This window comes from Bradyrhizobium sp. USDA 4461 (genome assembly GCF_054055655.1).
This window is the reverse complement of the sequence record NZ_JBSRXM010000001.1, coordinates 3,388,594-3,402,556: the sequence shown is the minus strand read 5'-3', so window position 1 is coordinate 3,402,556 and position 13,963 is coordinate 3,388,594. Positions and strand designations below refer to the sequence as shown.

Below are 13,963 nucleotides of genomic sequence, written 5' to 3'. Positions count from 1 at the left end.
ACGCAGGTTCGGTCCGATCCGAACCCTGCGCTCAGATCATCGAGGCGACGCGCTCGAGGCCGATCAGGCGCGCCAGCGAGCGGACCTCGTTCTTCTGGTCCTCGCGCAGCTGGAACAATAGCGGCATCGCCGCCGATTTCAGCTGCTGGACCTCCTCGGAGTCCGGATCGATCGGCATGGTGCCCGAAGCGGGATCGCCCTGGCGCTTGGCGTGGATCTTGCGGGCGACGGCGCGCAGCGCGGTCTCGACCGCCGGCCAGTAATATTCCTGCGACGACGACAGCTTGAGCCGGTCCTTGATGCCGGCGATCTGGGCATCGCTGAGCAGCGCATAGTTTTTCTGCGGCGCCGGCTTGGCGGCCGCCTTGGGCTTCGGCGGCGCTGCGGGCGCGACCGGCGCGGGCTCAGCGACCTTCGGCTGCGCGGCATCGACGGGATCGTTGAGCTTCGGCAGGCCTATATCGGCGGGCTCGGCCGACGCGTAAGCCTGGCGCACCGTATCGGTTGCACCCGGTATCGCGGCTTGCGCGCGCAGCAATAGCGGCGACGGGCCGGCGGGAGGATCGGCCGGTTTGGTGGGCACGTCAAAGGAGGCCGCGGCAAGCGTCGTGACCGCGAGCTTGTCCTGCTTGCTGGCACGGTTGGCGACCGGACCGACGTCGGCCTGCGCCGCCGGAAGGCTGTCACGGCCCAAAATGGCTGTGATCGCGGCGCCGGCGAGCAGGAAGCAGGTCAGGGCGACGATGGTGATGGCTCTGGTCAAAAATTACTCCATTGCCGGCCGGTGTCACCGCAAACTGCGCGCGAAATGCGGCGTTAGCGTGCCGCGACGGCGCCAAATAGGTGAAATCGTCCCGAAACGGCCCGAAAAATCAGGCTGCCGCATCAAGCTCATAGGCTTCCTGGATGTCGGCGACGATCTCGTGCGCCGTCCAGAGCGCGCCGGGCTGGACCGAATGCATGCTGACGGTCCAGTTGGTGCGGCGGGTCCGCGGCGTGCTGACGATGTCGAATTCAACCTGACGGCACAGCGGATGCCGCTGCAGGGCGTAGAACACCCGGGTCCGGAGTTCGTCGAGCGAGGCCGGGGTCTTGGAGAGCGCCTGAAGAGCCATGTCGCATTCCCACAACTGCCGGGCGGCCGGCCGTGGCGGCGGACCATCCCGTGACGCATAGTTGGGACTGGCATGGTTAATGCCGCGTTAAGCGGACAGGCGGCACTTGAATGATCAGGCGAGCCGCACCCGCGCGCTCGCCGCCTCGTATTCCGCGACCGTCTGCGCCACGAGTTCGTCGACGCCGAGCACCCCGGCCACCCCCGAGGTGGAGTGGCCACCGCTCCAGATGTCGCGCCAGCGTTTCGGCCGGCTTTCACGGGCGCCGATGTCGATGTCCTTGCCGATGTCGATCGCGCCGCGCGCCGGCAGGTCGTCGGGATCGAGGCCGGCAGCCTCGATCGAGGGCCGCAGCATGTTGGTCTGCAGACCCGTGAACGCCGTCGTCAGCAGGATGTCGTCGGCGGTCGCCGCGACCAGCATCTGCTTGTATCTCGCATCCGCCATGCTCTCGTGCGTCGCGATGAACTTGGTGCCCATATAGGCCAGCTCGCAGCCGAGCGCCTCCGCGGCGCGCAGCGCGTGGCCGTCGCTGATGCCGCCGGCGAGCACGATCGGGCCGTCGAAGAAGCCGCGCACCGCGCGGACGAATACGAACGGATTGAGCCATCCGGTCTGTCCGCCGGCGCCCGCGGTGAGCAGCACCAGCCCGTCGGCGCCGACTGCTGCCGCGCGTTCGGCATGGCGGATCGACGCAACGTCGGCAAACACCAGCGCGCCGGCATCGTGCAGGGGGCCAAGCACCGGCGCCGGCGAGCCGACCGAGGTGATCACAAGCTCGGGCTTGTGCCGCAGCAGCACGGCGAGGTCCTGCTGCAGCCGCGCGTTGGAGCGATGCACGATCAGGTTCGGGCAGATCGGCGCCGCCGCTTGGCCGCTCGCATCTTCATGCGACCGCAAGCGCCCCTCGATGTCGCCGAGCCACGCATCGAGCTGTTCCGTCTCACGGCAATTCACGGTCGGAAACGAACCGATCACGCCGTTGCGGCAGGCGGCTACCACCAGTTCGACACCGGAGACCAGAAACATCGGCGCCGCAATCAGCGGCAACCGAAGGCGATCGCGAAAACGCGCGAGAGGATCAGCGGACAATTGCTTCTTCCCATCATCATTGTGTTAGCTTGTCGCCAACATTGGCACGCAAGAGGCCAAAGACAAAGCGGGAGGAGGCCACGACATGAGCAATCCGCTCTATGCATTTCCGGCGGTATGCGAACAAACCTTGCGGGCACTGGCGCGCTATCCGTCACGCACCGCCTTCGCATGGCCGGGCGGCTCGCTCAGCTATCAAGGCGCGACCGACCTGATCGGACGGATGCAAAGCGTGTTCATGCGGCTCGGCTTTGCGCCGGGGACCCGCGTCGCGATGCTCACCGCCAACCGCGCCGACAGCTGGTGCGCCGGCGTCGCTGCGCAATTGTCGCGGCTCGCGATCACCTGGCTGCATCCGCTCGGCTCGCTCGACGACCAGTTGTTCCAGATCGAGGATTCCGAAGCCGAGATGCTGATCGTCGACGGCATCACGTTTCGCGACCGCGGCGGCGAGCTCGCGACGAAAGCGCAGGGCCTGAGGACGGTGTTCACGCTCGGCCCGGCGGATTACGGGGCCGACCTGTTGCGCGTGGTCGAGGATGCCGGCAGCGCGACCGCGAAGAACTTCGCCCGCGATGACGACATCTCGACCTTGAACTACACCGGCGGCACGACCGGCAAATCCAAGGGTGCGCTGCGCTATCACCGCGAATATGGCGGCTTCGCCGCAGCCATCCTCGCCGACTTCGAGATCCCCGAGACGCCGCGCTACCTCACGGTGGCCCCAATCAGCCATGTCGCGGGGACAAAAGTGCTGCCGACGCTGATGCGCGGCGGCACCGTGCACATGCTGAAGGGGTTCGATCCGGAGGCGGTGTTTGCGACCATCGAACGCGAGAAGATCAACTTTACGCTGTTCGTGCCGACCATGATCTATGTGATGCTGGATCATCCCGCGCTGCCGAAAACCAACCTCTCCTCGCTCGAGCTCCTGCTCTACGGCGCGTCCGCGATGTCGCCGAGCCGGCTGGTCGAGGGTATCGAGCGGATCGGCCCGGTGTTCTCGCAGCTTTACGGCCAGACCGAATGCTATCCGGTCTCGGTGCTGCGCAAGGCCGACCATGATCCGAAGACGCCGGATCTGTTCCTGTCCTGCGGCTTCCCGATCGCCGCCTGCCAGGTCAAGATCCTCGACCAGGACGACCAGGAGGTTGCAACAGGCGACGCCGGCGAGATCTGCGTCCGCGCCACCCACGTGATGGCAGAATACTGGAAGCGGCCCGACATCACGGCGGAGACGCTGAAGAGCGGCTGGCTGCACACCGGCGACATCGCGCGCAAGGACGAACGCGGCTACATGTTCATCCTCGACCGCAAGAAGGACATGATCGTCTCCGGCGGCTTCAACATCTTCCCGCGCGAGGTCGAGGATGTGCTGTCGCAGCACGCCGATGTGGCGATGGTTGCCGTGGTCGGCGTGCCCGACGACAAATGGGGCGAGGCCGTCACCGCCGTCGTGGTGGCGCGCGAGGGCGCGGTGCCCAACGCCGACGAGCTGATCGCCCTCGTCAAGGCAAAGAAGGGATCGGCGCACGCGCCGAAACAGATCCAGTTCGTCAACGAGCTGCCGATGACCGGCGTCGGCAAGGTCGACAAGAAGGTGCTGAAGGCCCGCTTCTGGTCCGGCCGCGACCGCATGGTGGGGTAAGGGCGCGGCTGCGCGCACAGCTCCAAGCCTATCACCGTCATCCTGAGAGCTTGTGACGGATTCGGCTCCTGCGGAGTTTTTGGCGGCTGTTCGTCGCAGCAATTGGCAGGTTTGAGTTCGAGTTCGGCGATGACCCGTTGTTTAGGCTCTGGAGAGGCGGTTGCCTTGCAGGATGTTGTTGACGAGGGCGTACCAGAGCACGACGGCACGGACCTTTTCGATGCCGCGCACGGTCAATTGCCGCAGGTCCCAATTGCGCCAGCGGGCATGGATGCACTCGCAGATCGACCGGGACCTGTATCGGGCCTTGCCCTCTTCGCTCGCCATTCGCGCACGCCAGGCCAACACCCCCGGACCGTCGCCGCGCCGCGGTAGATAGGGATCGGTACCGTGCTTGGATTGAGTGGGCGGACAAAAGATATCGATGCCCTCGGCATAGGCCCATTCGATGTCCTCGGCACTGCCAAAGCCGCCATCGACGAGATGGTCCTTGGGCAACCCTCCGGGCCGCGCACGCTGCCGCTCCAGCATGGGACGCATCAGGCCGCGATCGGATCCGATGTTGCAAATTCTGGTGTCGACGACGATCTGCTCCCCGGCCACGCTCGTCACCTGCACGTTGTAGGCGGGGCGGAAGCCGCCGTTCGCCATCTTCATGACCCGTGCATAGGCGTCCGTCGTGGAGGCCCGCGGCTCCTTCGGCGTCTTGCCGTTGCCGCGACTTTCTTCGCGCTCCTTGCGCTGCTGCTTGATCTCGGCGAGCGCCGTCTGCGCCGCCTTCACCCGCGCGCTGCGTTCCCGCGCGGCCCGCTCCTTGGCTGCCCGGGCACTTATTGCTGGCGTCCGAGCGTGTGTCGACCTCGCGCTTGAGGTCTTCCACCACGGCCTCAGCCTGCGCCAAATGCTTATCCAGCGTCGCCTCGCGCCGGAACGAGGCCGCCCCGGCGCTGGCCCGGACCCGCATGCCATCCTGCGCCAAGGTCTCCAGATCGACGAGACCGGCCTTTGCCAACGCTGCCAGATGCTCACTGAGCAGTCGGTCAAGCAGATCGGCGTTGCCGACCCGGAAGTCCGCCAGCAGGTGATAGTTCACCGACACCCCGCCGCACAGCCAGCGATAGGCATCGTGGCTCTCGCACAGCCGCTCCAACGCCCGCGCGCTGCCAACGCCTTCGCTGGCGGCATAGAGCCACAGCGCCAGCAAAAGCCGGGGCGAGGTCGCGGGGTGACCGGGACGATCGCCGCGAGCCTTGATCCGGTCCTCCAACTCACTCAGATCAAGCTCTTCGACATAAGACCAGATCAGCCGCACCGGATGGTCTTCCCCGATCAGGCTCTCAATATCAACCGCTCGCAGCGCAATCTGGTCGCGCTGGGGCTCACGCAGCCGCGGAGCGCCGGGCAAGCCCGCTTCGACTGGTGGCTTCGCCTGCTCCGGCAGGTCCCCAAACAACTCATCGGCAGCCAACATCACCTCCCGCGAATCCATCATCGCCAGAGAATCACACCGCGCCGGCTTTCGGCTATAATGCTCGCTGAAACCCCAAAAAAATCACACCCTCTGAGGCGCGCGCTCTTGCGCGCCTCGAAGGATGCACGGCCCCGATATTCAGCGTGCGTCTCCATTGCGGCGACAGCCGGGCCGTCGCCCTTCGAGACGCCGCTTCGCGGCTCCTCAGGGTGACGGTCTGAGAAATTGTAGCGAGCGGCCGCCCCACGTCGTCGTCCTGGCGAAAGCCATAACCACCCAGTTCGATTGAGAGTGCAACAGTGGCCCCAGCGTCGCGCAACGACCGGCACTCGGGGTAATGGGTCGTGGCTTTCGCCAGGACGACACTGAATACATTCACACTCTCTCAGGGTGACGGTGAGAGCGTAGAACGCGCAGCGAGGCTGTTTTCGCTGGCCGAAGCCGCTTGCTGCTTCGCGTCCTGCCGCAACAGCTGATCGAGCCGCTCGCGCAGCTGATCCTGATGATAGGGTTTGGCCAGCCGCGGCAGGTCGAGCTGGATGCCGTCGGGCAATTCGGCATAGCCGGTGGCGAGCAGCACGAGAAGGTGCGGCCGCAGCTTGCGCGCGGCCGCGGCGAGCTCGACGCCGGTCATGCCGGGCATCACGTGATCGGTCATCATCAGGTCGATCTCCTGATCGGTCCTGAGGATATCGAGCGCCTGCGCTCCGGAATGGGCGCCGATCACGCGATGACCGAGGTCCTCCAGCATCTCCATGGTCGACATCGCGATCAGCGCATCGTCGTCGACCAGCAGGATCACCGCCGAGCGCTTGACCGTCTGCGGCGCGGGCGCCGCGCTCTCGACCGCCGGCGCCGTTGTCGCGACCGGCAGCACCAGCGTGGCTGTGGTGCCCTTGCCGACCGCGCTCGACAGCTGCAGCGCGCCGCCGAGCTGCACCGCGAGCCCATGCACCATCGAGAGGCCGAGCCCGGTGCCCTTGCCCACCGGCTTCGACGAGAAGAACGGCTCGATCGCTCGCTTCAACACCTCCGGCGACATGCCGGTGCCGCTGTCGACGACCGACAATTTCAGGTACTTGCCCGGCTGCAGCACCGGATCGTTCTTGGCCTGCGAGGCCGCGAGACGGATCTCGATCACACCGCCATCCGGCATCGCGTCGCGCGCATTGATCGCCAGGTTGAGGACCGCAAGCTCGAGCTGGTTGGTATCGACGCAGGCCGGCGGCAGCCCCTCGGGAATGTCGAGCCGCAGCACGATGCGCGGTCCGAGCGAACGCTCCAAGAGGTTGCTCATGTCGCGCACCAGCGTGCCGAGGTCGACCGGCACCGCGCGCAGATCCTGCTGCCGCGCGAACGCCAGCAATCGCTGCGTCAGCGAAGCGCCGCGCTCGGCGCCCTGCAACGCGCCATCGACCAGCCGGCGCAGCCGCGGGTCCTCCGGCATCCGCTTGCGCAGCAGGTCGAGATTGCCCATCACCGCCATCAGGAGATTGTTGAAATCGTGCGCGACGCCGCCCGTGAGCTGGCCGATCGCCTCCATCTTCTGGGCATGGCGGAGCTGCTCCTGCGCCCGCTCGCGCGCGGCGACCTCCTTCATCAGGTCGGCGGTGCGCTGCTCGACCCGCTGCTCCAGCGTCGCGGTGAGTTCGGCCAGCGCGGTGCGCTCGGCGGCGAGCTGCGCCAGCAGCGCCTCGCGCTCGATCTCCGCGGTCTTGCGCGCCGTGATGTCGGAGCAGACGCCGACCAGCGAGCGGATGCTGCCGTCGGGGCGGCGCACCGCACGGGCGCGGACATCGACCCAGTGCTGGGTGCCGTCAGGCCAGATGTTGCGATATTCGATCCGGTAGTCCGCGCCGGTGCGCAGCGTCTGCTCGACGGTTTCGGCGCGGCGGACGCGGTCGTCGGGATGCACCGAACCCAGCAGATCCTGATAGGTGAAGGGATCGCCGGGCCGGCGCCCGAAGAAGGCCTTGCAGGTCGGCGACGCCTCGAGCTCGAAATCAGGGAGATGGACCTCGAGCGCGCCGAGATGGCCGGCGTTGAGCGCGGTCTGCAACAGATCTTCGCTCTCGGTCAGGTCCTCGAGGATCTGGCGGGTCTGGTACTGGCGGCGACGGCCGCGCACTGCGGATGCGACCAGGCTCACCAGCGTGGTCGGGTGAAACGGCCGCTCGATGAAGGTGACGTTGCCGAGCGCGCGGCCGAGCCGCGCCGCTTCCGGATTCCGCTCGGGAGGCCCGGCCTCGCTCATCAGCACGATGGGGAAATCCGACCATGACGGCTGCGCGTTGAGCCAACGCGTCAAGCCGGCGAGGTCGGCGGTCCGGATCGCCTCATCGGCAATGATGGCAAGGCCCGCGCCGCTTGCGACCTGGCGCTCGAGCTCGGCGAGGTCGCCGCAGATATTGGCGTAGTAACCGGCTTCCTTGATCAGATGGGCGGTCTTGACGGCGTCCCGCTCGCTTGCGGCGAGGATGACCGCGCGTTCCGAGGACGGGCCAGGCTTCATCGCGTTCGTCCCTGCGGCACCCAGGCGCAGCGACCGGCCGGCCCAGCACGATGCCGCCAGGCGGCCAATGCGACGATGCCGGCGGCGGGATCGATACGCGTCATGGGGCCCCCTAACGGGAGCGAAACTCGCTGGTGCGGCCAACCGTTCCCATGAAGGGAGGTTATTTTTGTCGCAGGGCCAGTCGCTTGGCGCGGCCCCCGCAGCGTGAACGCGAATCGGTGAAACAACCCCATGCACAGGAGGCGTGGCCGGTCTTCGCCTTCCCCCTGAAAGGGAGGAAAGGTCGGGATGAGGGTCAGCCGCAGGCTCGGCAGCGCGTGGAGACAGCAGATCCCCACCCGCTTTGCTCTGGCGGGCAAAGCGACCTCCCCTTTTCAAGGGGAGGTTGGAGAAGCGCAGGTCAGCGGCGCTCGATCACCAGGCTCTGGACCGCCCGGCCGAAATAACCGCTGACATCGGCGAGCCGCGACATCGCAAGCCCGGCACCGTCAGGCCCGATCCAGGATTCGCCGTCGAGCAGGATCCAGTCGCCGACCGGCTCGCGCGCCAGGCTCACGGTGAGATCGGCGTTGATGAAGGTCCATTGGTTGAAATCGAGCGCCGGCGAGGTGCCGTTGGAAAAATCCGAGGCGACCACCGCCCGCATCGCCTGCGACACGGCGGCGCCCGCGATCAGCGGCTGATTGACGCGGAACCAGATCGCGCCCGGACCCATCACGCCGAAGCGGCCGCGCGCGGCCCGCATCGAAATGCACTTCACGAACGGACTGTTCGCGAGATTGCCCGGCTCGACCATGCTTTGGTCGGGCCCCGGCAGATCGACCGGAAGGGCTGCGATGTCAGGCGGCAACCCGGCCGACTGATGCTTGATCTTGAGCACCGTGGCCGAGACCACGAGGACGCCATCGGCGAACAGCCTGACGCCGCAGAGCTGGATCTTGCGGCCGTCGCGCAGGATCTCGCTCGCAACCGTCAGCGGCGCCACCGGCACCGGACGCATCAGGTCGATGGTGACGCGCGCGATCCGCATCGGCACCGGCGTCGCGATCGCTTCGGCGGCCCACACCACCAGCGCCGCCGGCGCGGAGCCGTGCTGCATCCGCGGGTCCCACGGACCCGCGGCGTCGGGGCTGGTGACGACGCGGTCGCCGTCAACGCGAAAGATCGGCTCCATCAAGCAAGCGCCGGATCGACCGCTTCGTCGTATTCCTTCTTGAAGCGGCCGATCAGCTCGGCCGCGGGCACCACCTTGGAGATGCTGCCGACGCCCTGGCCGGAGCCCCAGATCTCCTTCCAGGCCTTCGGCTTGGCGCGCTCGCCCGAGGCATCGGTGCCGAAGCTCATCTTCGAGGGATCCGACGTCGGCAGGTTTTCCGGATCCATTCCGGCTGCGACGATCGACGGCTTCAAGTAATTGCCGTGCACGCCGGTAAACAAATTGGAGTAGACGATGTCCTCGGCGGACGAATTGGTGATCATGCTCTTGTAGCCCTCGACCGCGTTCGCTTCCTTGGTCGCGATGAAGGCGGAGCCGATATAGGCGAAGTCGGCGCCGATGATGCGCGCGGCGCGGATGGCGCGGCCGTTGGCGATGGTGCCCGACAGCGCAATCGGCCCGTCGAACCACTGCCGCGTCTCCGACACGAACGGGAACGGCGACAGCGTGCCGGCATGGCCACCGGCGCCGGCCGCGACCAGGATCAGGCCGTCGGCGCCCTTCTCGATCGCCTTGTGGGCGAACTTCTGGTTGATCACGTCGTGGAACACGATGCCGCCCCAGCCGTGGACCGCCTGGTTGAGCTCCTCGCGCGCGCCGAGCGAGGAGATGATCATCGGCACCTTGTGCTTCTCGCACAGCGCCATGTCGTGATCGAGCCGGTTGTTCGACTTGTGCACGATCTGGTTGACCGCGAACGGCGCCGACGGCCGCTCCGGATGCGCCTTGTCATGGGCGGCGAGCTCTTCCTTGATCCGGTACAGCCATTCGTCGAGCAGTTCCGGCGGCCGCGCATTCAGCGCCGGGAACGAGCCGACCACGCCGGCCTTGCACTGGGCGATGACGAGGTCGGGCACCGAGATGATGAACAGCGGTGCCCCGATCACGGGAAGAGACAGGCGGCCCTTGAACAGAGCAGGCATGGACATTGGCGGCGGATCCTAAGGGTTGGTCGATTGATCTCGAATGCTGACCGTCATACCAACAAGAATCTTTCCAGTGTCAAGTATTGCGTTATGGCGCTGCGAAATGGATGACAAAACTTCATCCAGGCGCGGCATTTTTCGCAGGCGTCTGGCATCCCAGAGGTGGTTTTGTCTGCCTCATTGGCAGACTGCCCGTGTCACGAAATTTTCCGTCTTGCAGTCGTTCGGGCCGCGTTTGTGGCCCGGCAGATAGACCAGCGGCGAGCATTTCTCTGACGCGTCGGTGTCGATGCCCTTGCCTTCCTTGAAGCCTTTACTTTGGCACAGCCGGTCGGCGCCGATCTTGCAATCCGGCGCGCCGTTCGAGGCAACCACGCAGGCCGCGCGCCCGGTTACCACCGTCGAGGGCCGCGCGATGTTCGTGAGGTCGTTGAGGGTCTCGCCGGGGCTCTTGAGCGGCGGCAGCGCCGATTTCGACTTCTCGAACAGCTTGCCGATTTCGTTGATCAGCCCGGGGTTCTCGCGCTCGACCGGCGCGGCCGGCAGCTCGATCTGTTGCGGCTGCTGAGGCTCGACAGACTGCTGCGCCGGCGACTGGACACCAGGCGCGGGTGACGCACTCTGCGCCCATCCCCTATCGATCGCTGGCAGCGCCATCGACAGCGCAAGGCCCGCCATCGCAGCGCGTGCCTTGGCGGGATTGAGTCTTGCGGGATTCACCGGTCGTCGATTCCATCGGCCATCGCAGCGAGCGTAGTCGGAAGCCGTCCGTGGGCAAAGACGCTGACGACTAGGACTTTGGTCAGATCAGCTTGAATGCGACAACGAAGCCCAGCACCAGCACGATGGCGCCGATCGCAACCCACAGGCCGAGCCGCTTCTCGAGCTCGGCGCGGATGACATCGCCATAGCGGTTGAGCAGCACCGCGACGAAGAAGAAGCGGCCGCCGCGTGCGACGATCGAGCACAGGATGAACAGCCAGATGTTGTAGCCGGCAAAGCCTGACGTGATGGTGACGAGCTTGTAGGGGATCGGCGTCAGCCCCTTCACCAGGATGATCACGGCGCCCCACTCGGCATAGGAGGCGCGGAACGCGTCGACCTTGTCGGAGAGGCCGTAGAGATGGATCAGCCACTGCCCGAGCGAGTCGTAGAGCAGCGCGCCGATCGCGTAGCCGAGCACGCCGCCGGCAACCGACGCCACGGTGCAGACCGCCGCGAACCACCAGGCCCGCTTCGGCCGCGCCAGCGACATCGGCAGCAGCATGATGTCGGGAGGAATCGGGAAGAAGGAGCTCTCGGCGAACGCGACCGCCGCGAGAATCCAGAGTGCGTAGGGCTTGTCGGCCGCGTCGACGCACCAGTCATAAATCCGTTTCAACATGGGCGCGATGAACCATCATGGAGCCGATTTGTCCATGCCGGGATTGGGCCGAATAGGGTCGATTTCAACGATATCGGATCGCCATCTCGAAGGATGAATCGGTCACCAGCCGGGCCGTGCATCCTTCGAGACGCGCGCAAGAGCGCGCTCCTCAGGATGACGGGGCATGGGTTGTCCAGCCTTTCCGGTTGGGTTTACGGCTACCGTTTGCGCAGCCGGTTCTCCAGCGCGACAATTCGACGCCGGACCACCGGGACCGGCGCGGTCTTGGACAGGCTCTTGGAGACCTTGACCGGCGACTTCGGCAGCTTCTCGGCGAGCCCGAGCAGCCGTTCGCGTCGCTCCATCTCGCGCCAGACATCCTCGGGCCTCACGCCGGCGGACGCCCAGAGCACCGTGAGATTGTAGAGCAGGTCCGCGCTCTCGCGGACCACGGCGTCCGGCTTGCCGCTGATGGCGTCGATCACGACCTCGACCGCTTCCTCGGCAAGCTTCTTGGCCATCTTGGCCGGCCCGCGCTGGAACAGCCGTGCCGTGCGCGACGTGGCCGGATCAAGATCCTTGGCCGCGATCACCGCCTGGTAAAGCCGCTCGATCGAATCACCCATCGTTCGAGCCTAATCGAAACGCGTCGCCGGCGTGTTAACGGCGCAATGGACGACAAAAAATCCACCGGCCTCGCAGCCGGTGGATTGGATCGATTGTGACAGTTTCGAGAACCGCCCGTGTCAGTACGGCGTATAGGGCAGCGTGGAGCGGCGCCCGTAATAGGGGCGATAACCATAATACGGTCCGCCGCCGTAATAGGCCGGGCCGCCATAATAGGCAGGACCACCACCGTAGTAACCGGGGCCACCGTAGTAGCCGTAGGAGTCGTAATAGTCGCGGCGGCTCTGGGCTGCGGCGATCGCCAGACCCGTGCCGACGATGCCGGCGAACATGGCCGCAGCAGCCGCGCCACCACCGCCACCGCGATAGTAACGACGGCGCGCACTGATGTCGGTCGCACCGCTCGTGCCTTGTGACGTTGTCACTGTGGCCGCCTTGCCCGCCGGAGCCGAGCCTGCGAACGCCATCGTCGGCTCAACGGCCGTCAACGCCACCGCGGCAACCGTTGCCAACGTGGCTGCGCGGCCAATGGACGAAAAAACACCCTTTCGCGCAAACATTGCAGTCATCCTTAATGGAAGCCGGCCCGACGGGCCTTGGTTAGCTAACCACCACCTCTAGATTAGGTTCCCCAAACCGAATGCAAGCTGAACAACCCTAACGTGAAAACAGCTTAGATCCTGCCAGTCATCGGCCGTTCACTTTGCCCAGGGCAAAATGGCTGCAAATAACGCCTGAAATTGACGCTTGAACTGCAGCTTTCGTTGGCGCATTCGATGTCGTGAAACAGGCGCGCAGCCGGCGCGGCACTTTGTCTCGCCTCCCGGATGGCATGATGCAGGTAAGTCGGACCACCGTTCTCCGCTGGATGCTGGCCGGCATGATCGGCCTTTCGGGCGGCGTGTGGCCGGCCTTGACGACGCTGTATGCCGGCGATCCGCCGCAGCCGCTCTCGATCCAGTTCACGCTCGACCGTCCGCTCGATGCTGTCGCCGCACCTTTCGTGATGGCGTCGACCGGCGGCTTGTTCGGCGCCGAGGGCCTCAACGTCGGCACCAATGTCGCGACCAGCTCGGCGGATGCCATCGCGCGCGTCGCCGACGGTGCGAGCGATTTCGCCCTCGTCGACCTCAACGCGCTGATCCGCTTTCGCGACAAGCCGGGTGCCGCGCCCGTCAAGGCGGTGTTCGTGCTGTTCAACCAGGCGCCCTACGCGATCATTGCCCGCAAGAGCCGCGGCATCAACACGCTGACCGACATGGAGGGCAAGAACCTCGGCGTCGCCGAGGGCGACCTCTCGATCCGGCTGTGGCCCGCGGTCGCCAAGCAGAACGGCATCAAGCTTGCGAGCGTCAAGCAGAACACGATCAGCGCCGCGGTGCGCGAGCCGATGCTGTCGGCCGGCCAGGTCGATGCCGTGACCGGCTTCTCCTATCTCTCCGCGATCAATCTGCGGGATCGCGGCGTGCCGGCCGACGATCTCGCGGTGCTGCGCTTCGCCGACTATGGCTGCGTGGCCTATGGCTTCGCCGTGATCGTCAGCCCGCGGCTAGCAGCGGCGAAACCGGATGTGGTGAAAGGGTTCGTGCGCGCGGTGATCGGCGGTACCAACCTCACCGTCAAGGACCCTGCCCGTGCCGCGGGCGAGGTGGTGAGCCGGATGGACGGCGGCTCGCGCGATCTCGAGCTCGAGCGGCTCGGCGCCATCCTTCGCGACAACATCCTGACCACTGAAGTCAAGCGCAACGGCCTCGGCGGCATCGAGCCGGAGCGCTTCGAGCGCTCGGTCGACCAGCTCGCGGAAGACTTCAAATTCCAGCAGCGGCCGCACGCCGCCGACATCTTCGACGACCAATTCCTGCCGCCGATCGATAGCCGGCTGGTGAATTGAGCCCTCATCCTATCCACGTCATTGCGAGCGAAGCGAAGCAATCCATTGTCGCCGGGCGCGTGGAAGCATGGATTGCTTCGTCGCTGTCGCTCCTCG

General features: G+C 66.0%; 12 protein-coding genes and 1 pseudogene. 2 read left to right on the top strand and 11 right to left on the bottom strand.

The features are described from left to right. Positions 1-31 precede the first annotated feature (31 nt). The 3 genes from ACVINW_RS15855 to ACVINW_RS15845 all read right to left on the bottom strand — a co-directional run bounded on the left by ACVINW_RS15855 (position 32) and on the right by ACVINW_RS15845 (position 2,207). Positions 32-763, bottom strand: a complete 732-nt coding sequence (locus ACVINW_RS15855; protein ID WP_456752165.1) for a hypothetical protein — start codon at positions 761-763, stop codon at positions 32-34. A 109-nt stretch (positions 764-872) separates the two neighbouring features. Then, positions 873-1,115, bottom strand: coding sequence for a hypothetical protein (locus ACVINW_RS15850; RefSeq protein ID WP_456752164.1), 243 nt, complete (start codon positions 1,113-1,115; stop codon positions 873-875). A gap of 114 nt (positions 1,116-1,229) precedes the next feature. Then, positions 1,230-2,207, bottom strand: coding sequence for an NAD(P)H-dependent flavin oxidoreductase (locus ACVINW_RS15845; RefSeq protein ID WP_456752163.1), 978 nt, complete (start codon positions 2,205-2,207; stop codon positions 1,230-1,232). 85 nt (positions 2,208-2,292) lie between these two features. Between ACVINW_RS15845 and ACVINW_RS15840 the strand changes: the two genes are divergently transcribed. Further along, the gene (locus ACVINW_RS15840; protein ID WP_456752162.1) at positions 2,293-3,855 is read left to right on the top strand and encodes an AMP-binding protein; all 1,563 of its coding nucleotides are present in this window, start codon (positions 2,293-2,295) and stop codon (positions 3,853-3,855) included. Positions 3,856-3,996: 141 nt separating this feature from the next. Here the strand turns inward: ACVINW_RS15840 and ACVINW_RS15835 are convergent. The 8 genes and pseudogenes from ACVINW_RS15835 to ACVINW_RS15800 all read right to left on the bottom strand — a co-directional run bounded on the left by ACVINW_RS15835 (position 3,997) and on the right by ACVINW_RS15800 (position 12,536). After that, a pseudogene (locus ACVINW_RS15835) lies at positions 3,997-5,326 on the bottom strand (IS1182 family transposase). Positions 5,327-5,711: 385 nt separating this feature from the next. Then, the gene (locus ACVINW_RS15830; protein ID WP_456752161.1) at positions 5,712-7,838 is read right to left on the bottom strand and encodes an ATP-binding protein; all 2,127 of its coding nucleotides are present in this window, start codon (positions 7,836-7,838) and stop codon (positions 5,712-5,714) included. A 403-nt stretch (positions 7,839-8,241) separates the two neighbouring features. Then, positions 8,242-9,015: a thioesterase family protein gene (locus ACVINW_RS15825; RefSeq protein WP_456752160.1), complete on the bottom strand. Its 774-nt coding sequence runs from the start codon at positions 9,013-9,015 to the stop codon at positions 8,242-8,244. Then, positions 9,015-9,986, bottom strand: coding sequence for an NAD(P)H-dependent flavin oxidoreductase (locus ACVINW_RS15820; RefSeq protein ID WP_456752159.1), 972 nt, complete (start codon positions 9,984-9,986; stop codon positions 9,015-9,017). Before ACVINW_RS15820 ends, ACVINW_RS15825 begins: the two co-directional genes overlap by 1 nt. Positions 9,987-10,160: 174 nt before the next feature. After that, complete coding sequence (locus ACVINW_RS15815; protein WP_456752158.1) at positions 10,161-10,703, bottom strand: hypothetical protein; 543 nt, start codon at positions 10,701-10,703, stop codon at positions 10,161-10,163. A gap of 82 nt (positions 10,704-10,785) precedes the next feature. Then, positions 10,786-11,367 (bottom strand): YqaA family protein, encoded by a 582-nt coding sequence (locus ACVINW_RS15810; RefSeq protein WP_229185920.1) that lies wholly within the window; start codon positions 11,365-11,367, stop codon positions 10,786-10,788. Positions 11,368-11,567: 200 nt separating this feature from the next. Then, a complete protein-coding gene (gene hisE / locus ACVINW_RS15805; RefSeq protein ID WP_456752157.1) occupies positions 11,568-11,975 on the bottom strand; it encodes a phosphoribosyl-ATP diphosphatase in 408 nt (135 codons plus the stop codon). A 120-nt stretch (positions 11,976-12,095) separates the two neighbouring features. Beyond that, positions 12,096-12,536, bottom strand: coding sequence for a hypothetical protein (locus tag ACVINW_RS15800; protein ID WP_456752156.1), 441 nt, complete (start codon positions 12,534-12,536; stop codon positions 12,096-12,098). A gap of 275 nt (positions 12,537-12,811) precedes the next feature. On the opposite strand from ACVINW_RS15800, the gene ACVINW_RS15795 reads away from it, so the two are divergent. Continuing rightward, entirely contained in the window at positions 12,812-13,867 is a 1,056-nt protein-coding gene (locus tag ACVINW_RS15795) for an ABC transporter substrate-binding protein (RefSeq protein ID WP_456752155.1), read from the top strand. Positions 13,868-13,963 lie beyond the last annotated feature (96 nt).

Excerpts from the sequence above, each read along its gene's own strand:
- ACVINW_RS15850 (WP_456752164.1), bottom strand. The coding sequence starts at position 1,115 with ATGGCTCTTCAGGCGCTCTCCAAGACCCCGGCCTCGCTCGACGAACTC.
- ACVINW_RS15840 (WP_456752162.1), top strand. The coding sequence starts at position 2,293 with ATGAGCAATCCGCTCTATGCATTTCCGGCGGTATGCGAACAAACCTTG.
- ACVINW_RS15830 (WP_456752161.1), bottom strand. The coding sequence starts at position 7,838 with ATGAAGCCTGGCCCGTCCTCGGAACGCGCGGTCATCCTCGCCGCAAGC.
- ACVINW_RS15825 (WP_456752160.1), bottom strand. The coding sequence starts at position 9,015 with ATGGAGCCGATCTTTCGCGTTGACGGCGACCGCGTCGTCACCAGCCCC.
- ACVINW_RS15820 (WP_456752159.1), bottom strand. The coding sequence starts at position 9,986 with ATGTCCATGCCTGCTCTGTTCAAGGGCCGCCTGTCTCTTCCCGTGATC.
- ACVINW_RS15810 (WP_229185920.1), bottom strand. The coding sequence starts at position 11,367 with ATGTTGAAACGGATTTATGACTGGTGCGTCGACGCGGCCGACAAGCCC.
- hisE (WP_456752157.1), bottom strand. The coding sequence starts at position 11,975 with ATGGGTGATTCGATCGAGCGGCTTTACCAGGCGGTGATCGCGGCCAAG.
- ACVINW_RS15800 (WP_456752156.1), bottom strand. The coding sequence starts at position 12,536 with ATGTTTGCGCGAAAGGGTGTTTTTTCGTCCATTGGCCGCGCAGCCACG.
- ACVINW_RS15795 (WP_456752155.1), top strand. The coding sequence starts at position 12,812 with ATGCAGGTAAGTCGGACCACCGTTCTCCGCTGGATGCTGGCCGGCATG.